The organism is Streptomyces sp. NPDC091377 (assembly GCF_044757045.1).
Lineage (GTDB): Bacteria > Actinomycetota > Actinomycetes > Streptomycetales > Streptomycetaceae > Streptomyces.
The window spans coordinates 354,883-375,158 of the sequence record NZ_JBIVUE010000002.1 but is presented as its reverse complement, the minus strand read 5'-3'; the positions used below and the strand labels follow the sequence as shown (position 1 = coordinate 375,158).

General features: G+C 70.3%; 16 protein-coding genes. 9 read left to right on the top strand and 7 right to left on the bottom strand.

Annotated features, from left to right (window positions below):
- A partial coding sequence (locus tag ACIQNG_RS05700) for an MFS transporter (protein ID WP_401482748.1) occupies positions 1–1,666 on the bottom strand: 1,666 nt, incomplete at its 3' end.
- Between the two features lie 238 nt (positions 1,667–1,904).
- Here ACIQNG_RS05700 and ACIQNG_RS05695 point away from each other — a divergent pair.
- From ACIQNG_RS05695 to ACIQNG_RS05685, 3 genes are all read left to right on the top strand, one after another.
- Positions 1,905–2,546 carry a hypothetical protein gene (locus ACIQNG_RS05695; protein WP_401482747.1) on the top strand — a complete coding sequence of 214 codons (642 nt, stop codon included), beginning with the start codon at positions 1,905–1,907 and terminating at the stop codon, positions 2,544–2,546.
- A gap of 173 nt (positions 2,547–2,719) precedes the next feature.
- Positions 2,720–4,144 (top strand): lipase family protein, encoded by a 1,425-nt coding sequence (locus tag ACIQNG_RS05690; protein ID WP_401482746.1) that lies wholly within the window; start codon positions 2,720–2,722, stop codon positions 4,142–4,144.
- Positions 4,145–4,338: 194 nt separating this feature from the next.
- Positions 4,339–4,878, top strand: a complete 540-nt coding sequence (locus ACIQNG_RS05685; RefSeq protein WP_401482745.1) for a hypothetical protein — start codon at positions 4,339–4,341, stop codon at positions 4,876–4,878.
- A 5-nt stretch (positions 4,879–4,883) separates the two neighbouring features.
- Here the strand turns inward: ACIQNG_RS05685 and ACIQNG_RS05680 are convergent, their stop codons facing one another.
- Both ACIQNG_RS05680 and ACIQNG_RS05675 read right to left on the bottom strand, forming a co-directional pair.
- A complete protein-coding gene (locus ACIQNG_RS05680; RefSeq protein ID WP_401482744.1) occupies positions 4,884–5,054 on the bottom strand; it encodes a hypothetical protein in 171 nt (56 codons plus the stop codon).
- 251 nt (positions 5,055–5,305) lie between these two features.
- Positions 5,306–5,461, bottom strand: coding sequence for a hypothetical protein (locus tag ACIQNG_RS05675; RefSeq protein ID WP_401432887.1), 156 nt, complete (start codon positions 5,459–5,461; stop codon positions 5,306–5,308).
- Between the two features lie 215 nt (positions 5,462–5,676).
- Here ACIQNG_RS05675 and ACIQNG_RS05670 point away from each other — a divergent pair, with 215 nt between their 5' ends.
- Positions 5,677–6,552 (top strand): alpha/beta hydrolase, encoded by an 876-nt coding sequence (locus tag ACIQNG_RS05670; protein ID WP_401432884.1) that lies wholly within the window; start codon positions 5,677–5,679, stop codon positions 6,550–6,552.
- Between the two features lie 213 nt (positions 6,553–6,765).
- Here ACIQNG_RS05670 and ACIQNG_RS05665 read toward each other — a convergent pair whose 3' ends face one another.
- Positions 6,766–7,644: an arylamine N-acetyltransferase gene (locus ACIQNG_RS05665; protein WP_401482743.1), complete on the bottom strand. Its 879-nt coding sequence runs from the start codon at positions 7,642–7,644 to the stop codon at positions 6,766–6,768.
- A 300-nt stretch (positions 7,645–7,944) separates the two neighbouring features.
- Here ACIQNG_RS05665 and ACIQNG_RS05660 point away from each other — a divergent pair, with 300 nt between their 5' ends.
- Positions 7,945–8,547, top strand: coding sequence for a hypothetical protein (locus ACIQNG_RS05660; RefSeq protein WP_401482742.1), 603 nt, complete (start codon positions 7,945–7,947; stop codon positions 8,545–8,547).
- An 18-nt stretch (positions 8,548–8,565) separates the two neighbouring features.
- On the opposite strand, the gene ACIQNG_RS05655 is transcribed toward ACIQNG_RS05660, so the two are convergent.
- Positions 8,566–9,255: a nitroreductase gene (locus ACIQNG_RS05655; protein WP_401482741.1), complete on the bottom strand. Its 690-nt coding sequence runs from the start codon at positions 9,253–9,255 to the stop codon at positions 8,566–8,568.
- Between the two features lie 113 nt (positions 9,256–9,368).
- Here ACIQNG_RS05655 and ACIQNG_RS05650 point away from each other — a divergent pair, with 113 nt between their 5' ends.
- The 4 genes from ACIQNG_RS05650 (at position 9,369) to ACIQNG_RS05635 (ending at position 12,826) form a co-directional block, all read left to right on the top strand.
- Positions 9,369–9,983 (top strand): TetR/AcrR family transcriptional regulator, encoded by a 615-nt coding sequence (locus ACIQNG_RS05650; protein WP_401482740.1) that lies wholly within the window; start codon positions 9,369–9,371, stop codon positions 9,981–9,983.
- Positions 9,984–10,070: 87 nt separating this feature from the next.
- On the top strand, positions 10,071–11,336 hold the full coding sequence (locus ACIQNG_RS05645; RefSeq protein WP_401482738.1) for a glycosyltransferase family 4 protein: 1,266 nt from the start codon (positions 10,071–10,073) through the stop codon (positions 11,334–11,336).
- Positions 11,333–12,181 (top strand): hypothetical protein, encoded by an 849-nt coding sequence (locus ACIQNG_RS05640; protein WP_401482737.1) that lies wholly within the window; start codon positions 11,333–11,335, stop codon positions 12,179–12,181. Before ACIQNG_RS05645 ends, ACIQNG_RS05640 begins: the two co-directional genes overlap by 4 nt.
- Before the next feature lie 426 nt (positions 12,182–12,607).
- Complete coding sequence (locus tag ACIQNG_RS05635; RefSeq protein ID WP_401482736.1) at positions 12,608–12,826, top strand: hypothetical protein; 219 nt, start codon at positions 12,608–12,610, stop codon at positions 12,824–12,826.
- Between the two features lie 137 nt (positions 12,827–12,963).
- Here the strand turns inward: ACIQNG_RS05635 and ACIQNG_RS05630 are convergent, their stop codons facing one another.
- Complete coding sequence (locus ACIQNG_RS05630) at positions 12,964–13,224, bottom strand: hypothetical protein (RefSeq protein WP_401482735.1); 261 nt, start codon at positions 13,222–13,224, stop codon at positions 12,964–12,966.
- Positions 13,224–20,207, bottom strand: coding sequence for a polymorphic toxin-type HINT domain-containing protein (locus tag ACIQNG_RS05625; RefSeq protein ID WP_401482734.1), 6,984 nt, complete (start codon positions 20,205–20,207; stop codon positions 13,224–13,226). The genes ACIQNG_RS05630 and ACIQNG_RS05625 overlap by 1 nt, the downstream gene beginning before the upstream one ends.
- Positions 20,208–20,276 lie beyond the last annotated feature (69 nt).

Genomic DNA, 20,276 nt, shown 5'->3' with positions numbered 1-20,276 from the left:
CCCGCTCCCGCTCCCGCTCCCGCTCCCGCTCCCGCTCCCGCTCCCGCTCCCGCTCCCGCTCCCGCTCCCGCTCCCGCTCCCGCTCCCGCTCCCGCTCCCGCTTCTCCTCCTCGTCCTCCGCCGCCTCGCCGCGGTCGGCGGACGAGACGTCGCGCAACATGAACACGGCCAGGGCGGCGGTGCCGAGGAGCAGGACGGCGGTGACTCCGGCGACGGTCGCGAGCCCGCTCGTGAACGCCTCCCGGGCCGCGGCGAGCAGTCCGGAGGCGACCGGTTCCGGCAACTCCTCGGCGGCGCGCAGGGCGCCGCCGATGCTGCTGCGAGCCTCATCGAGGGCACTGTCGCCGACGCCGTCGGGGGCATGGTCGGACAACTGCCACCGGTACACGGCGAGTCCGAGGCTGCCGAGGAGCGCCATCCCGAGGGAGAGCCCCAGTTCGGCGCTGCTCTCGGCGAGGGCCGAGGCCGCTCCGGCGCGTTCGGAGGGGGCGGAGTCGACCACGAGGTCGGTGGTCAGGGCGAGGATCGGTGTGATGCCGGTGTAGAGGAGGGTGAAGCCGCCGATCGCCCAGGCCGGCCCGGTCTGCGCCCCGGCGCCGGCGGGCACGATGAGGGCCGCGCCGACGGCCGCCAGGGTCAGACCGGAGCCGACCACCATGGCCGGCCGGGCCCGGGACGCCAGACGCGGGGTGAGCAACGTGCCGCCGATCCCGAGGGCGACGGCGGGCAGGGTCCACAGGCCCGCGTGGAGCGGGGAGAGGCCGTGCGCCGACTGGAGGTACTGCATGAGCAGGAGCTGGGTGCCGGCGAGGCCGAACACCGCGAGGGTCTGGGTGCTCAGCGCGGCGCTGAAGGCGGGGACGCGGAACAGACCGAGGTCCACGAGCGGTTCGGCCAGCCGCTTCTGACGCCGTACGAAGACCGCGCCGACGGCCACGCCGACCAGCGCGAAGCCCAGCGGCCCCGGACCCGGCCCGTGCTCCGACACCAGCTTGACGGCGTAGACGAGGGAGAGCACCGCCACCAGGGACAGCGCGGCGCTGATGAAGTCGAACCGCCCCACCGACCGCTGGGCCGCGCGGTGTTCGGGCAGCAGCCGGGGACCGGTGAGCAGCAGTAGCGCCATGACCGGTACGGCGATGAGGAAGACCGAACCCCACCAGAAGAACTCCAGCAGCATGCCGCCGATCAGCGGACCGAGGGCCTCACCGGTGATGAAGGCGGTCATCCAGACGGCGACGGCGAAGGTGCGCTGGGCGGGGACCGCGAACATCGTGGCGATCAGGGCGAGCGCGGAGGGCATGAGCGTCGCCCCGGCCACCCCCAGCAGCGCCCGCGCCAGGATCAGCGTCTCGGCGCTCTGGGCGTACGCCGCGAACACCGAGACGACGGCGAACGCGGCGGCGCCGATCAGCAGCAGCCGACGGCGTCCCGTCCGGTCGCCGAGGGTGCCCATCGAGACCAGGAAACCGGCGATCAGAAAGCCGTAGATGTCCAGGACCCACAGCAGTTCGCCGCCGGTCAGGGAGAGATCGCCGCTGATGGTGGGTGCGGCGAGATGCAGCACGGTCATGTCCATCGCCAGTACGGCGGTGGGCAGCGTCAGTACCGCCAGCCCCCACCATTCCCGCCGTCCCGCGCGCGGCGGCGCGCTCTCGATGGTCACGAGAGTTCCCCCTTCGGTCCTCTGCCGTCCCGGCTCGCAGCCGCTTTCCGGCCACCGCGCGTCCGGAGCGGGCGGCCTGGACGAACGTAAACTCTCACATCGATGTCAGAGTCAAGTCGCCCTGCACCGGGGCATCCGACCGGGCGACGGGAGGGGCCGGGACGGCATGGTGCCGGGGCGGGGGAGGAGGGCGGGCCGAGACTGAGGGCTCCGCAGGGTCGAAGGTTCCGGAGGGCGCATGGACGGCCGTGGCCGGGCGGGTGTCCGGGGAGCCGGGAGCGCCGGGGTGGACCCGGGGGCGGATCCCGGGGCCGCCGGTCGGGCCGGGGTGCTGGGCACCGCGCTCGCCGGTGTGCTGGCGTTCGCGCTGTCCTCCGGCTCGTGGCAGTGGTTCTCCACCTATCTCGGAGTCACCCTGCTCGCGGTGGTCTTCGCCTTCACCCACCCGCCCGGGCCGCCTCCGGGCCCCGTCTCTCCCCCTGTCGCCGCTGTCCCCGCCGCCTCTTCCCCCGCGCCCGGCGCGAGAGGGGCGTACGTGCGGGGCCTGACGGTGTACTCGCTGGTCGTCGGCCTGTGCGCGGCCCTGGCCGTGGCCCCGGCCATACAGCGCTGGGCCTGGTTCTTCCCGATGCCCGGCACCCGCACCGCCTGCGCCCACCTGGGCAGGTACGCCGCGCTCCAGACCGAGGCCGCGCTGGGCGGGCTCGCCGGCCGGGACGGCGCCGCGCTGACGTATGCCCAGGACGACCGGAGCGTCCACGCCGTGGACGACTGCCTCGCCGCCACGACCACCCTCTGGCTCCCGGTGTACGCGCTGGCGGCGGCCGTCCTCACCGCCCTCGGCGTGCGGCTGCTGAGCGGGGCCGGGGGAGGGCGGTAGGCGCCGGGCATCCCTCGGAGTGCCCGAGGGGTGCCCGGCCCGCCCCGGCCGGCGCACGGAATCGTTGGCCCAATGTCTGGGCAAGGCCCTTACCTCCTGGTAACTTGCGCTCTCTGTTACCCGAGGTAACGCGTGTTTCTCCCCTGTGATCGACTCACGGAGCCGAGGCAGTCATGCACCAGAGGACCCCCACCAGGCGGCTGGCCGCCGTACTGATCACCGCGCTGGCCACCACCGCGGCCCCCGCAGCCGCCGCCAGCCCCACCCCCACCCCATCGACGGCACAGTCGGTACCGTCGGCGGCCTCGGCGACAACCGCGTCGGCGGCCGAGACCCCGGCGCCCCCGGCGCCCCCGGCGCCCCCGGCGCCCCCGGACCCCTTCTACACCTACGACGGCGGCGAGCCCCTGTCCTCCTTCGCCCCGGGCGAGGCGCTCAAGACGCGGACGGTGCTGTACCACGTCGTAGGTGTCCCGACGCCGGTCGAGGCGATCCAACTGCTGTACCGCACCACCGACGCACAGGGCCGTCCGGCCGCCGGAGTGACCTCGGTGGTCCGGGCCCCGGGCGGCGACGGCCGCAAGGCGGTCTCGTACCAGTCGGCCTACGACTCCCTCAACCCGGAGGACGCCCCCTCCCGGGCGATCGCGGGCGAGGTCCGCCTCGGCGGCCTCATCCCGAACGCCGAGTCCGTCGTCCTGGTGCCGCTGCTGCTCAAGGGCTACGACGTCGTCATCCCGGACACCGAGGGACAGACGGCCGACTTCGCGGCGGGGCCGGAGTACGGCGCCACCACCCTCGACTCGATCCGGGCCGCCACCCGCTCCCCGGCGACCGGTATGGACTCCGGGACCCGGTTCGCCCTGCTCGGCTACTCCGGCGGCGCGATCGCCACCCACTGGGCCGCCGTACGCGCGCCCCGCTACGCCCCCGAGGTCAACCGCCGGCTGGTGGGCTTCGCCGAGGGCGGACTCCTCGTCGCCCCGGCCCACAACCTCAAGTACGTCGACGGCAGCCTGGTCTGGTCCGGTGTCATCCCCATGGCGCTGATCGGGGCCTCCCGCGCCTACGACATCGACCTCAAGCGCTACATGAACGACTACGGCCGGAAGGTCCTCGACCGGCTCGAACACGCCTCGATCATCAACGCCTTGGCCCAGTACCCGGGCCTGACCTGGAAGAAGCTCGCCAAGCCGCAGTACGCCGACCCCAACTCCGTGCCCGAGTACGTCGAGGCGGTCAACCGGCTCAACCTCGGCCAGGCCCCCACCCCGACCGTCCCCGGATTCATCGCACAGGGCAACGGCGGCGTCCTGGAGGGCACGTTCAGCCATCACCCCGGCATCGGCACGGGCGACGGCGTCATGGTCGCCGGGGACGTCCGCACCCTCGCCCGCCAGTACTGCGCCGACGGCAACCGATCCATCACGTACCGGCAGTACGACCTGCTCAGCCATGCCGGCGCCATCGCACCCTGGGCACCGGCGGCGCTCGGCTGGCTGGACGACCGGTTCGCGGGCAGGACCCCGCCGTCCGACTGCGGCAGGATCCCCCCGGGCAACTCCCTGGAGCCGCAGCGGTACATGCCGATCCCCTGAACCCGGCTCAGCCTCGACGGTCGCACCGGCCGGCCGGATCCCGGCCGCGCCCGCCCGTGCCCGACCTGGGTCGCCGCCGTCCTCAGCGCGCGGACCGGACGGGTGATCACGGCCCAGGACACCGGGCTGGTCCACTCGGCCCCGGCCCGGCCCGGCCCGCGCCCCCGCCGCTCCGGCCCGGCGAGCGGGACCTCATGGGGCGGCTGACCGGCCCGGTCCGCGGAGCCACCCTGCTCCAGCCGGTGCGCTCCCAGCCGGTCTCTTCCCTGACCTCCCTGGACCGGCTCGCCTGGACCGGCCTTCCGCCGCCACCCGCCTTCCGGGTGACGGACGACGGCCAGGTGACGGACGACTGCCGGGTCACCGAGGCGGACGTGGAGAAGGCGCGCCCCATGACGCTGGTCTTCACCGACCTCTCCGAACGGAACGGCGCAGCCAACGTCGACCGCTACCGTGCCTCGCTCAGCCTCGCCCACGCCGGCGCCAGCAGGTCCACCTGCGCGATCACCCTGCGCGGCAAGCGCGTCCAGGCCCCGCGCCCGGGGCACCACCGTCCCGCCCGGAGCCTGGTGGACGGCGAGCGGAAGGCGGCCCTCGGCGACCTCACGGGAGCCCACCGGTACCACGAGCACGCCTCGGGCGGGTCCGGCCCCTTCACCGCCTGTCCCCTGGAGGGGTACGAGTACCAGAGCGCCCAGGCCCTGCCTGCACTCGGGACTCCTTCCAGGGACTGACGTCGTTACGTGACGCGGTCGCCCACCGCGCCCCCGACCGCCGCCGAGCCACCGCCCTCACCCGGGCCGCCCTCGCCGAGGCCCTCTTGGGCCGGGGGCAACTGGACTCCGTCCATGTCGACCAGGCGCTCATCGGACTGCGCGCACGCGTGCGCCCGCTCTGTCGCCAGCGGCACGCCGCCGCCCTCCTGAGCCGGGTCCGGTTCGTCACCACCTCGCCGAGAACGCCGTGAGGGGACCGCGGAGGGGAAGAGCGTGCTGGGATCGTCCATGGGTGATGCATATGCCGAGGGCACCGTCTCGGACGGCACACGCGCATCACCCGAATCGAAGATTCACCAGCGAAACCGTTCTGCTTGGGCCGTCCGACCGGCTACCGGTAGGGGCCACCAGCGGCCCGATGACCACCAGCAGATACGGCTGTCGGCTACCAGTAGTGGCGGCGTCCGCCGACCGCGTGACCGAGCGCTCCCAGCGCCCACAGCACCACACCGATCCCGACCAGCACGATCCCGATGGTCCACAGCACGCCGATTCCGGCCACGAGGCCGATGATCAGGAGAACAAGGCCGATGATGATCATGGTGACTCCTGTCGTGGGGTGACCCCCTGTCTCCAAGTCTCACTCATTCCCCCGCCACCACAAGCGCCCGGAGCGCGCCATGACTCCCGCCGGGGTCGCGCGGTACACACCCATGAGGGCCATTCACTCTCCCGCCCGTCTGGGAAGGCGGAGGTGCCGTTCTGCGGTGAAGGCTCGGAGGCGACAGCCTCCCTTCTCCGGAAATGAGCTCCCCCATGGCTGTGTCATCCCGAAATCCTGGCCCGATACGCCGCCGCCTCGGACGCGTGGGCGCGGTCTCGTTGGCGCTGACGGCGGCGGTGGCCGTCGCCGTCACCGGTCCCGCCATGGCGGGCGGCGACCCCTCGGGGGCGGACAACCCCGACCCGTCGGGCCAGAAGGCGAAGCCGACCGTCGTACTCGTGCACGGGGCGTTCGCGGACGCGTCCGGCTGGAACGCCGTCGTCGAACGCCTCCAGGCCCAGGGCTATCCGGTGGTCGCCCCGCCGAACCCGCTGCGCGGGGTCCTCAGCGACTCCGCCTATGTCGCCAGCGTCCTCAAGTCGATCAAGGGGCCGATCGTGCTGGCCGGGCACTCCTACGGGGGCGCGGTGATCAGCCAGGCCGCCGCCGGGAACCCGAACGTGAAGGCCCTGGTGTACGTGGCCGCGTTCATGCCGGACGTGGGCGAGAACCCGGCCGCGCTGTCCACGAAGTTCACCGGCAGTGAACTCGGTCCGGCGATCCGGCCGGTCCCGTACGCCGACGGCAGCGGCAAGGGCACCGACCTGTACATCAAGAACGACAAGTTCCACTCGGTGTTCGCCGCGGACCTCCCCAGGTCGCAGACCCGGGTGATGGCGGTCGAGCAGCGTCCGGTGGCCCAGGCCGGGTTCGCCCAGAACGCGACCGCCGCGGCGTGGAAGACGATCCCCTCGTGGTTCGTCATCTCCAAGAACGACAAGGCCATCGCTCCCGACCTGGAGCGCTTCGAGGCCAAGCGGGCCAAGTCGCACGCCGTCGAGGTCGACTCCTCGCACGTCGCGATGATGTCCCACCCCGACATCGTCACGGACCTGCTCTTCCAGGCGGCCCGTACAGCCGTCAAATAACGCGGGAGAACCACTGCCCGGAGGGCCGGCCCGGCGACCGGTGCCGGCCCTCCGGGCGGTTCTGCGCGTGCTTCGGCCACCGCGTCCGTCGGCGGCACCCGGCGCGGTGTCAGCGCTCGGCGGGGGAGCGGCGGGCGGTGATCTCCTGGAGTTCCTCGTCGGTGAGGGCGATCCCGAACACACCGCGCAGGGTCTTGTCCAGATCCTCGGAACTCAGGTGCTCGGTGGTGCGCGTGCCGTCGGGACGGGTGGTGACGAGCGCGTGAGGTCGTCGAGGCTGTGATGGGCCGTGGGGGTCATGCGCTGGGCGAAGAGCCGACGCACGAACGGGGAGCGCGGGTGGCTGCTTACAAAGTGACTGCCGACCACGTAGTCGATCGGGTACTGGGCCGTCAGGGTGAAGGTGTGGCGGTCGACCCACGGGCGCACGCCCTGCCCGGAGCCTTGTTCCGAGCCCTGCCCGGCGCCCTGCCCGGAGTCCAAGGCCGAGCCCTGCCCGGCGCCCTGCCCCGAACCCCGATCGGTGCCGACCGTGCCGGGAGCGTTCTGGTACAGCCACCACTGGTCGATGCCGTGGGTGCCGGGACGGCGTTCCAGCCGGTGCCGCCAGCCGTCGTGCTCGATCTGGGCCCCGTCCGCCAGTTCGATCGGCCCCATCGGTCCGGCGCCGTAGCCGACATCGCACAGCCATACGCGGTCGTCGTCACCGGCGACCACGGCGAGCAGGGCGTGCGTGGCGGGCAGTACGTCCGGCGCGCCCAGACTGATCCGGCCGATCATGCCGGTGACGTGGAAGCCGAGGCGTTCGAGGGCGGCGGCGAAGAGGAGGACGTGCTCGAAGCAGTAGCCGCCGCGTCCGTCGTGGACGAGGCGGGTCTGCAGGGACGGCAGGTCCAGCGGCAGGGGCCGGCCGAGGACGGCGTGGACGTTCTCGAAGGGGATGCCGGTGGTGTGGGCGCGCTGGAGGTCGCGCAGCACCGCGAGGGTGGACGCGCGCGGCCCGTCGTACCCGATCCGGGCCAGATAGGCGTCGAGGTCGAGGAGATGGCCGGACCAGCGGTCGGGTCGGTGGTCGGTGGGGCGGCTGTTCATGACCCCAGCCTGCTGCCTCGACCCGACTTGAGGTCAACCCGGAGCAGGGGAAAGCGTCAAGAAACCGGCGCGGGGCGCATGGGACGCATCAAGAGGTCGGCCGGGACCGGCGGGTTCTCCGTGTCCCTCCACGAGCAAGTGACAGCGGATCCCACCGGACCCCACCGGACCCCACCGGATCCCACCCGGTCTCACCGGTCCCACCGGACCCCACCGGATCCCACCCGGTCTCACCGGTCCCACCGGACCCCACCGGATCCACCCGGTCTCACCGGATCCCACCCCTTACACCGGCGGAGCATGATGCAGCGAAGTTCTTACGGCCAGCGGTTCATCGAGGCCAGCCTGGAGGGACTGCCCCTCGCCCTCCAGGGAGTCGGCACCATCGGGAAGGACCTCAGGGTGTACGGAGCTGGGGTCGCGATCAACGGGGTGGTGGGGCTGAAGCAGGTCATCGACGAAGCCCAGCGCCATCTGCGGATCCACTGGGACCCCGACCACATCCATCCGAAGCCCAACTACTACAAGGTCGGCAGCGGCGTGATCAATATCGCCGGTGCCGCCGTGTACGGCGCTTCCAGCGCCGGTGTGCTCAGCCCGGCGCTGGGCGGCGCGGGCGCCCTGGTGCAGGCACTGTCCTACTACACGACGAAACTCCTCCCGCAGGACGCCGGCACCTACTACCCGCCTCTCCCCGTCCACCGCCCCGTGAGCCCCGGCGCCCCGCACACCCCCGTCGCCGTCCCCGGACGCGCCGCGATGTCGAGCGTGGCCGCGATGCGCCCCGCAGGCTACGAGAACCCGAACCGCGACACTGCGGAGGCCAGGGAAGCGCATACCCCCCGCGTGGAACACCCGTACTCCAGGACCACGGAACGCGGGAAGCGCCGCCACTCACTCTGACCCGGGCCGGTAGGGACCCTACTGGTGGAAGGTGACGACCTCCTCCAGCGCGGCCCGCTCGGTCATGACATGGTTCACCGGCGCGGTCCCGTCGGCGTGACCGAAGGAGATGCCGACGAGCAACCGGCCCTCGGTGAAGGGGAGTTCGGCGCGGACGGTGTCGGCGTAGAAGCTCAGCAGCCCCTGCGGGCAACTCGCCACCCCGTACGCGGCCATCGCGAGCAGCAGGGTCTGCAGGTAGGCGCCGACGTCGGCGGCCGGCCGCGGCCCGCCGTCCCCGGTGACGAACAGGAACGCGGCGTGCGGCGCGTCGTAGAAGCGCAGGCTGCGGGCGTCGTAGGCCGCCCGTGCCGCGTGGTCGTCGGGGCCGATGTCCAGCGCCCCGTACAGCCGGGTGCCGAACGCGGCCCGGCGTGCCTGGTGGGTGCGGGTGTACATGGCCTCGGAGTACGGGAAGTCGGCCGAGGTGCGGTCCGCGGCATGGGCGGCCTGCAAGGCGTCCGCCAGGCGCCCGAGCCGGGCGCCGCTCACCACCTCCACCCGCCACGGCTGGGCGTTGGAGTTGGACGGCGCCGTGCCGGCCAGCGAGAAGATCGCGCGCATCGTGTCCTCGGGCACGGCCTCCGGAAGGAACGCGCGGGTGGCGTGCCGACCGCGGATCAGCTTCTCGGCGTAGTCACTCGGCTCGGAGGGGAACGGCAGGCTCATGGATCACTCCTCGACGGCGGACAATGTAAACGAATCCGTTTACATGAGCGGACCCTAGCAGTCACCCTCCCTCAGGTAAACGCGCCCGTGTACCGGGTCCGTATACTCGACGCATGAGCGCGAAGGCGGAGACACCCCGGACGAAGGCCACCCCTCCGCTGCGGGGGCGTGGTGGCCGGGAGCGCATCCTGGCCGCCGCCGCCCGGCTGTTCGCGACCCAGGGGATCAACGCGACCGGCATGGAGCAGGTCGCGGAGGCGGCACCGGTGTCCAAGCGCACGCTCTACGCACACTTCCGCACCAAGAACGACCTGGTGATCGCCCACCTCCAGCACCTCGCCTCGTCGGGGGCCACGCTGGAGAGCGCGCTGACCCGCGAGGACGTCCCGCCGCTGGAACGGCTCCTCGGCATGTTCGACCCGACCGCGCCGGACGCCCCCGCACCGGTACGCGGGTGCCCGTTCATCGACGCCGCGGCGGAGTTCCCCGACCCCGCGAGCGCGGTCCACTCCTACGCCCGCGACCAGAAACTGCGGATGGCGCACCTGGTCACCGCGCTGGTGACAGAACTGGGCTGCGCGGAACCCGAGGCACTCGCCGAACAACTCGTCACCCTCGCGGACGGGGCGGCCAGCCGCGCCATGGTGCTGGACGAGGCGGACTACGGCCGGCACGCGCGGAAGGCGGCCGAGACCCTCCTCGCACACGCCCTGCCGAGCACGCCCTGACCCACGGACGGATACGGGACAGACGCGGTTGCCTCAAGACCGCGTAACGAAGGCAACGCCTCGGTGGGCAGAGCTGTCTTCATCCCTATGAAGATTTCTTTCCTCATCCACAACGCCTACGGGATCGGAGGGACCATCACCACCACGAACAACCTGGCCGGCGCGCTGGCCGAACGGCATGAGGTGGAAATCGTCTCGGCACTCAGGCACCGAGAGAGCCCGAACGTCCCCACGCACCCCCGCGTACGGCTGCGTCCACTGGTGGACCTGCGCCACGAGCGGGAACACCCGCTGCACCTGACACCGGCGAAGGTGTTCCCCACGTACGAGTACCGCTACGGGCAGTACAGCGCCCTGACCGACCAGCGGATCGGGGAGTTCCTCGCGCGGACGGACGCCGATGTCGTGGTGGGGACGCGGCCGGGCCTCAATGTGCACATCGCGCTCCAGGCACCCGCCAGGACCGTACGGGTGGGCCAGGAACACCTCACCCTCGACAACCACCCGCCCAGACTGCGCCGGGTGCTGCGCCGCCTGTACCCGCGCCTGGACGCCCTGACCACCGTCACCCACGCCGACGCCGCCGCGTACCGCAGGAAGATGCGGCTGCCGGGCGTCCGCGTGGAGGCGCTGCCCAACAGCGTCCCCGACCCCTCGCTGCCGCCCTCGGACGGAACGGCCCGCGTGGTGGTGGCCGCCGGCCGACTGGTCCCGGTGAAGCGGTACGACCTGCTCATCGAGGCGTTCGCGGCGGTCGCGGCCGAACGCCCCGACTGGCAGCTGCGGATCTACGGCAAGGGCGAGGAACACGACCGGCTCAGAGGGCTCATCGAGGAACTCGGCCTGTACAACAACGTGTTCCTCATGGGCGCCGCCATCCCGATGGAGGCGGAGTGGGCGAAGGCGTCGATCGCCGCGGCGACGTCGAACTTCGAGCCCTTCGGCATGACGATCGTCGAGGCGATGCGCTGCGGCCTCCCCGTCGTCAGCACCGACTGCCCCCACGGCCCGGCCGAGATCATCGCGGACGGCGAGGACGGCAGGCTGGTGCCCGTCGGCGACCGCGCGGCCCTCTCCGCCGCCCTGCTCGACCTCGTACGGGACGACGAGGCCCGCCGCCGGATGGGCCGCACGGCACTGAGCAACTCCGCCCGCTACGGCCCCGGCCCGATCGTCGCCCAGGCCGAGGAACTCTTCGGCGCGCTGGCCTCGGCACGCGCCGAGGGCCGCCCGGCCGCCGAGCGGACCAGCGGCATCGACGGCGCTCTTGTGGCCGGCGGCTACGCGGCCCGCGACGCCGCCTACTCCGCCGCCAGCACCCTCCTCAGGACCGTACGGAAGGCGAAGCGATGAGCAGCCCCGACCGCGACGCGAGCGCACCGCAGTCCGACATCTCGCGCCCGCGCGCCCACTGCACGGCGGAGGGCGACGGCGCCATCAGCGTGCGGATCGCCACCCCCACCACGACCGCCACCACCCCGCCCCGCCTCCTCCTGCGGCTGCGCCCCCCGAAGGGCCGCCCCGAACAGACCAGACTCGTGTTCGACCTGGAGCCGGCCGCCGCCACCCCCGGCCACTGGCAGACCACCGTCGCGGCCGATCCCGCCCTGGAGGAGGGCCGCTGGGACGCCTACCTCCTGACCACGGCCGACGACGACGCCCGCCAACGGCTCCTGCCCGGCGTCCGCGACCTGCGCACCCTCGTGGCGGGCCGCACCCCCGGCACCTCCCCGTCACCGCTCGCGGTCCGGATCCCCTACGCCACGCTCGACGGCTACCTCGCCCTGCGCACCTGGCTGCGCCCGGCCCACGCGGAAGCCGACCGCGTCCAGGTGACCGACACCGCGATGACCGTACAGGGCAGGCTCTACGGCGCCGAACTGGACGCCGGGGCCGTGGCACTGCTGCGCCGCCGCGGAAAGGACGGCACGGTACGGGAGACGGAGCTGACCGCCCAGGACACCCACACCTTCTCCTTCACCGCCGCCTACCAGGACCTCCTGGAAGCCCCCGGCGTATGGGACGTGTTCGTCCGCCCGTCCACAGACGCGCCCCTGATCCGCACGGCCCGCCTCCTGGACGACATCGCCGACCGCAAGAAGGTCTTCGTCTACCCGTCCACCCCCCTGGGCGCCCTGACGGCCCGCCCCTACTACACGGTCGACAACGACCTCGCGGTGGAGATCACCACCGCCTGACCCCAGGCTGAACGCCCCGGCGCTACCGCCCTGTGCCCAAGGAAGAAGTGCACAGGACAACCCCGTTTCGCCACCCGCCCGCCCCCCTGATCACCTGACACAACCTCCGCCCCGGGCGGGTGAGCGGACAGAGCCCCCTCAACACCAGGCCCCCATCACCTTGCCTGCCGCTTCGACGAGTTCACCCGAGAGGCTCCCGAGACGACGGGCCGAGTGATGGCGGCAGCACCTTGACGGAGTTCAGCACACGCTTCGTGGCGTCCCGGTTCGCGCAGTTGGTCGAGGTCGCGCCGGCCGGCCCACGGGGAGACACTCAGCCCGACGTCGAACCCCGCATCGCCATTCCCCACCCGCTAGGTCCACTCACCGAAGCACCACGAGCCGCAACACCGAGCCGAAGCCCCGATATGGCTGCTTCATGGGCACATGTGCACCACCGTGCAGGGCATCGACCTCGTCGTGATCAAGGAGCTCCTCGGCCACGCCCACATCGGCGTCACCGCCACCGTCTACGCCCACGTGAGGCTCCGCCTCCAGCGAGACGCTATCGACGCCCTCTGCAGCGCGCTCGACGGCCCGACGAACACCGGGACAGGCAACGCCGACGGCGATGAACCGTCGCCCTGCGTCGCCCTCGTCCGCTGACGTTGCCGTCAACTACTGCCGTCACCCCACGCAGAAGCCCCGCCAGGACACGCCTGACGGGGCTTCAACTTTGCTACTGATAACCAGTGTGACGGTTGCGGGATCGAGCGAAGAGGTTACGCCTCACTTCCCGCTGATCAGTCTTCATCGAGAAGACCAATGGCTTCCGGAAGCCCCAGAATTACCCTCCTGCGCTCCGGGTTCTCTTCCAGTTCGGCGCACTCAAGAACCAGGGAAGTAACTTCCCGACGCCCCTCTTCCGAGAGATCACGAAACAGGGCGGCAGCAGGTTCGAGAATGTCCGTCGCGACATCCGGATCAATATCTTCGTCGTCCGTCAAGTCGATCGAGACGACGAGGCTTACGAATGCGCGAACCAGGATCTTGTTGACATCCATCAGGGCACGACCCTCACTCGAATGTTGGTGATCAGGAGGCCGCCGAGGACTTTTCGAGCCCGCGCGGCCTCAGCCGCAGTGGGGACTTCCCACCGGCCGCTGTAGCCGTTCTGCTCAAGCGCCAGAGATTGATTCATGGCTTGTCGGTATGTCTTGTTGAAGGTTGTGACGCTCACCTTTCGGTCGATCATCACGCCGTTGGCCGCATCAAACCCATCGAATTTGATCTGAGACAGGCGATTCCCGCCAGCCTTGTAGTACTGCAACGCCGGGGCCGCGCCAGCCCTGGAACCCGCCGCCCCGGCATCATAAGCCCGCGCTGCGGAACTCATATTTGCGTTCTCGTTGACCCAATCGACGCTGCCATCGCAGTTGTGAACGAGGATCGGCGTGGCCCCCGCCAGCACATAGTACGTGTGCACCCCCGCAACCGTCAGGTTGTAGGTGACCGCACGCTGGGTGAAGGCTCGGTTGGCCGTGACGAATGCCGTGTCGGCATCGTCGGTACGTAGGGTCATGCCCGACCCGAGTTGATGGGCCTCGACCCATCGCTTCTCCGAGGGCGACCAGAAGGGGTGCTCGTAGGTCGCCGTGAGTTGCTCGACACCGTCATCGGTCACGATGGACAGTTCGTTGAACTTCTTGTCCTCGTCGGTACGGATGAGGCGTGTGACCTCGTGTGGGCCTGTCTTGCCGGTCTCCGGGTCCGTTGCGAGGACCATGTCGCCGACTCGGACGTCTTCTATGTCCTTCGTGTCGCCGTCGGCCATGAGCACATCCGTGCCCGCGAGGAAGCACTGACCGCAAGTGGGCTTCTTCCCTCTGGGGGTCGGCAGTTTCCCGAGGCCGCCGCGTCCTCCTACCCCTGTAACACTTACTCCGGCCACCACATTCGAGGCGAAGAAGTCGTAGAAGAACTTCTTCTCCGACGGGCAGTCAGTGGCGTTGCACGCGTCAAGCAGCGCCTTCTTCACATTGTTCTGGACGACAGGTGATTCGGGGTGGTTGACATGCAAATCGAGTCCGTAGTACGAGCTTCCTTCCAACTGCGCATAGAAATGCTGCGCGAACTGCGCGGTACCGGACCACTCGGCGGGGATGTGTACGCCCGGCAGCAGGGTGACGTAGCCGTCGCCGTTGGCGTCCGAGTTCTGAGGGCCCTCGTCCTTCCAGGTGACGGTTCTCTCTCTGAGATTGGTGTTCGGCAGGCCGGGATTCGTCACGCCGTCGCCGTTGGGGTCGTTCCTCGGGCAGGGGATGTCGTATCCGCTCCCGCACTGGAGCTTCCGGCCGTCCGGGTCGGAGAAGGTGGCCGGGTTCTGCATTCCGTAGGAGTAGCCGTTGAGTGTCTGGGGGAATTCGAGCTGAAGCACGGGGTCGACGCTGATGAACTGGCCGGTGGACGGGTCGTATTCGCGGGCCCCGATGTGCGTCAGTCCGGTGCTCGCGTCGGCTGACATGCCGAGGAAGCCCTTGTCGTCCGGCCATACGCCGGTCACCTGGCCGCGGTTGGCGCCGAAGGGGGTGGTGTAGCGCTTGCTCAGGGCCTGGGTGGCATCGGCGGTGAGGGCGACGTTGCTCGTGCCGTGGCGGTCGGAGGAGAGGAAGCTCAGCTTCTGCGTTCCGGACTCGTTGGTCCGCAGGGCGATGGTGGAACCGGCCGCGCTGTAGTACCGGTTGGCCCACTTCTTTCCGGTCTTGAGATGGACCTCGGTGGACCCGAGGTACAGGACCGTCTCGCCGCCGGGGGCGTTGTCGCGGCGGATGAGGAGTTCGCCGTCCGCGTCGTAGACGTAGTTCGTGGAGGTGGCGGACGCGTCATCGGTCAGGCGGGCCAGCTGGCTCTCTTTGCTCCAGCCGAGTGTCTGGGTGGTGGCGGAGCCGGTCTGCTCGACGCGCTTCTCGGTGTTGCCCGTGTCGTCGTAGGTGTACTGCGGTGTGACGCCGGTGCAGTTCCCGGTGGTCGTGGTCGCGGTCAGGGCGTGCGGCTTGGCGGCGTCGTAGCAGTAGGTGGTGGTGACCGGAGTGGTCTTGTTCTGGCGTTCGGTCTTGCGCTGGCCGGAGGCGGTGTACGTGTAGCTGTTCCAGTAGGGCGCTGGGCCGCCGAGGTTGGTGGTGGTGCGTCCTGCGGGGGAGCAGTCGGCGGTCTTCGGCGTCCAGGCTTCGTTCAGTCGACGGTGGCCGTCGTACGTGAAGCACTGGTTGTCGGTGCCCGTGCCGGTGTTCGCGCTGTCGGAGATCGCGGTGACATTGCCGGCGTCGTCGTAGGTGTAGGTGAGGTCCTGGACCGGACCTCTCGTCTGGTCGTCGACCGAGGCGTTGAGGAGGCGGCGGGTGCCGCTCTCATAGGCGTTGGTGAGGAAGACGCGTTTGGTGCCGTCGGCGGTCGAGGTGCCGAGTTGGAGCTGGGCCACCTGTCCGAGAGCCGTGTAGTCGGTGGCGAGGAGGTATCCCGAGGTGCCGGAGAGTTCGGTCTGGACCCCCGCGCTGTTGTAGCGGTGGGTGAGCAGTTCGGAGGCGAGGCCGGCGGCGGCGGGCTCCCTGGTGGTGGCCACCGTGCCGTCGAGTCGGTAGGCGGTCTCGAAGGCGGTGGTGGCGGTGACCGCGCCCGAGGTGACCAGGGGGTCGTCGGACGGCAGGGCCAGGCTCGTGGTGGTGGGGCGGTACAGGTCGTCGTAGGCCGTGACCGTCTTCGTGTAGCTCTTGCCCGTCTTGCCGTTCTCGTACCGGATCGACGCGCCGGGCCGGCCCTTCAGGAGGGTGTCGTAGGTCCAGGCACTGAGCTGGTTCGCGTCGGTGCGGGAGGTGTGCCACAGACCAGTCCTGCGGCCGAGTTCGTCATAGGAGGTGAGGAGAACGCGGTTCTCGGCGTCCCTCGTGGTGTCGACCTGGTCGAGGGCGGTGTAGGTGGTGGTGGTCGTTCCCTTGTCGGGGTCGACGGTCTTCACTTGACGGCCGTGCAGGTCGTAGGTGTAGGTCCACTTGGTGTTGTCGGGGCCGGTGATCGTCTGCGGTTTGCCGTCGCGTGTGTGGGTGTAGCCGACCCGGGTGTACGGCGTGCTGGTGGCAGCGCCGTACGCGGTGTCGTTCGGCTGGGTCCCGGCGTAGGTGCGGGTTTCCGTCGTGCGGCCGAGGTGGTCGAGGATGGTGCGTGTCGCGTTGCCGCCCGCGGGGGCGCTGGTCGCTGTCGAGTCGCCTGTGTGGGTGGCGGTGGTTTCCCACTTCTTCACACCGCCGACGAAGAAGGCGGTCGTGGTCCGGCGGCCGGCACCGTCGTACTGGGTCTCGGTCTCCGCGCCGCTGCCGCCGGGAACGAAGGCGTAGGTGCCGCTGGGGGGCTTGAGGTTGTCGTAGACGTCCGTCTGGGTCCGGTGGGCGAGGCCACGGCTGTCGTAGCGCGTCTCGGTGAGGGTGCGTCCGCCCAGGGGGGACGGGGCCTGCACCTGGATCGGGCGCAGTTGTGCGTCGTACAGGGAGTAGATCGTGGAGTAGTTCGTCCCGTCGGCCTTGAGGGTGGCCACCGAGGTCCAGGGAGCCTTGTCGCGGGTGAGGCCGTAGCCGAATGTGGCGTTCGGGCCGGCGCCGCCGGACTTGGAACGGTTGGGCAGCCAGGTGGCCGTGATGCGGCCCAGGGCGTCGTAGGTGTGCTCGGTGCGCTTGACGTTGGCGTCGAGCACGTAGCTGACGGTGCCGCGAGCCGCGTTGTAGCCGGTGGTCGTCTGGTGCGTCTGGTTGTTGGACGCGAGCTTCGGTGCCTTCACGACTTCCGTGGTGAGCGGCCCGGCGGCGGCCGGGTAGTACGTGGTCGTGGTGCTGCGGCCCTGGGCGTCGGTGACGGTCAGGGGGCGCCCGAGTCTGGCGGTCGCGGTGTCGTAGGTGGTGGTGTTCACCGTCTGCCAGCCGGTGCCGGGGGCAGGGTTGCGGTCGGACGTTCCCGAGGCGGCGGGGTACGCCTTGGCGCGGCCGGTCCAGGTGGCCAGGCCCAGTGTGGGGACCTGGTCGGGTGCCCAGCCGGTGGCCGCGGGACTGTCGAAGACGACGGCGCTGTCGGACAGGACGTCACCGCGGCTGTCCGAGTCGGTGGGCAGCGTGAGTGTGTCGTCCGTGTTCGCGCAGGGTTTGGACACGGCGCGATTTCGCGACACCAGGCTGGTGAGTCCCTTGTCGGGGTTGCGCGCGTACCAGGTCCGGGTGCACGTCTCGTCGCCGGTGGTGGCCCAGTTGCCGTGGTCCTCGACCCGGGTGGTCATGCCGTAGGCGGTGTCGTGTGTGTAGGAGGTGGCGGTGGTGCGCCACTTCTTCTCGGCCGTCAGATAGGTGTGGTTGTAGGTGCGGGCTGTTCTGACGAAATAGGCCCTGGTGTCGGCGTACGACTTCTGCTGGCTGGCGGTCTGGTGCGACCAGTGGTTGTTGACGGTGGTGGTGATCGCCGTGGAGGCGCCGTTGTAGGTGATCTGCTGACGCAGTTGGCCGGCGTAGCGCTCCAGGTCGTCCACGTCGGCGATGTCCAGGTCATCGGTGGTGGTCGTGGAGTCGTTGCTCAGGTCGATGCCCTTGACGACCGCGGTGCGTGTCGTGCCGTCCTTGCGTTTGTCCCCGTTCATGCCCTGCATGTACAGGCTGACCGACTTGGACCGGGTGCTCCCGGCGTCTCCGGTGTAGGTGGTCACCTTCTGGTAGCCGCGCCAGATGGACCAGGTGCGCTGGCTTTCCTTGGTGAACGGGTCGTCGTTGTAGTGCCAGCCCGGAGTGGAGTACTCGTAGGAGAGTTGCGTGCCGGGGTTCCCCGCGGCAGGGTCGTTCGTGGTGATGGACGTGACGCGGTATTTGTGGAACCAGTCCAGGCCGGGGTCACCGCCGTTGATGGGCCAGTGGACGGGGTAGCAGGACAGGTTGTTGCTGTCCTCGGCCGTCGGCATGTTGCTGCCGCGCACGCACTCCGGTGAGGAGAAGGTGACGGAGGTGATCGCACCGGTTTCGCTGGTGACGGAGGCGATCCTGGGCCGGGTGAGAGGCAGGATGTCGTCGGTCGGGGAGTCGACCCGGTTGGGGCGCTGCTGGTAGGTGAAGTCGATCGGGGGCACGGAGAGTGCCGTGCCGTTCTTGCCCGTTCGGGTCAGCGACGTGAGGGTGAGGACCTGGTCCGAGCTGTTGCCGATGTCCTGGCCGTCGAAGAACGCCTGGTCCAGGGTGTAGGTGTCCACCGCTTCGAAGGCATCGGGCTCCGCGGCGCGGGACCAGAAGAAGGTGTCGACGCTGGAGAGCCGCTTGCGGGTGAAGAACGACGGTCCGGTCGACTGGCAGTCGGTCTTGCCGGCCGAGCAGATGCTGTCGAAGGGGATGTCCGGCCAGTTGTCGGCGGTGTCGGCGGTGAGGGAGGAGCAGTTGGTGAAACAGCGCTCCTTGTAGGTGAAGGCGACCTTGTTGGATGCCGGGGCGGTGAACAGAGTGTCCGCGCGCAGGCCGTAGAGGATCTCCTTCAGGTGGCCGCCGCGGGTGTAGGGGGCGAGTGCGGTCTTGTCGCCGTTCTTCGCGTAGTGGTTGTCCTCCGCGGTGTACCAGTAGGTGGAGGCGTTGCCGTGGACGTCCTGGACCAGGTCCAGGTTCCAGCGCCATGCCTGGGTTTCGGCGCGGCCCTTGAACTGGGTGTCCTTGCTGTAGCCGGGCTCTCCGCTGTCGTCTCCGAAGACAGGAACCGTCCACGCCGAGTGGGTGCGCTCGGCCCCCGCGCCGGGAAGCTTGTTGAGGCCGAAGGTGTAGGTGGTGCCGTCGCCGGTGGTCAGCTGCCAGTACTCGCCGTTCGCGTCACCGTTGTCCGCGTCCGTACGGCGGACGACCTTCGAGGCGTCGTCGTCCTTGAGGCGCCACACGCCGGTGCTGTCGTCCTTCACCAGCTCGGTGGCCTTGCCGTTCAGCACGAGGGAGGCGTTGTCGAACTTCCAGCACAGGTCGGACTTGTCGGTCTGTCCGTCGTCCTCGCACGATCCGTACGTGCGCTCGATGTACGAGGACGTGAGATCGAAGCCCTCCCCCACCATGGAGGACTGGTTGTTCGTGTTGGCGGTACGCCCGTCGATGCTCCCGGAGTCGTAGGACAGGGCCAGCGAGGGCGCCGGGCCCGCCACGGCCGGTGGGGTGGCGATCGGGTACGACCAGGTGAACGCGCCCGACGAGCTGCCTGCCTGCCAGGTGGCGGATGCCGAGAGCGGGGTCGCCTTGAAGTCTCCGGCGCCGGCCGGGGAGGCGGTTGCCGAGGTGGCCGTGAGCGCCATGACCGTCGGGGTGCTGTCCGCCCCCGCGGCCACGGTGGTGCGCGCGGTGACCGTCTCGGCCCGGACGTCGTTGTCCGAAGAGGTCTCGATCTCAGTGGTGCGGCACCGCTCTTCGTCCGGGGTCGTCAGCGCGCAGGCCGGAAGGGTGACGAGCCCCAGGCGCGAGCCCCAGTTCCCGCCGATGGCGGAGGCGAAGGCGCTGTAGTCGACAGCGACCTGGGCGGCCCCCGCCCGCTCGGCTTCGACCGTGAACAGCACGCCTGTCACACCGGCGCGGCGGGCTGTCTTCTGGTCCAGTACCGTGATCTTCACTTCGCCCGCCGCGCGCTCGCGTGACTGGCGTGAGGAGGTGTCGGGCTTCACCGCGGTGACGCTCACAGGTCCGGCGTCCTGCCCCGGAGCGCTCGTCAGCTCGCCCTCGGTGACGGACGGCTTCGGCCAGGAGGCACGGCGTTCGGCGTCCGCCGACGCGATCGAGCGCTGGTTGGCCTTCTTCTGCTCGGCCCTCTCGGTACGCGCTTTCCCAGCCAGCGGTGACGTCACCTCCTTCACCAGGGTCGGCCTGACATCAGGCACGTCGGGACGGCCGGGCAGTTCGGCGGCGGCTGCCAGCGGGGTGAGCGGAACGGGGACGGACAGGACAGCGGCCAGGAGGACCGTCAGCGCGGCGCGCCGGCCAAAAGGACCTGGGGGAAGCAGGCGTATGGACACGGAAGGCTCTCCGAACGAGGAAGGGCAGCCGGCGTACGACCGGAAGCTTGAAGGGGAGCGGGACAGCTG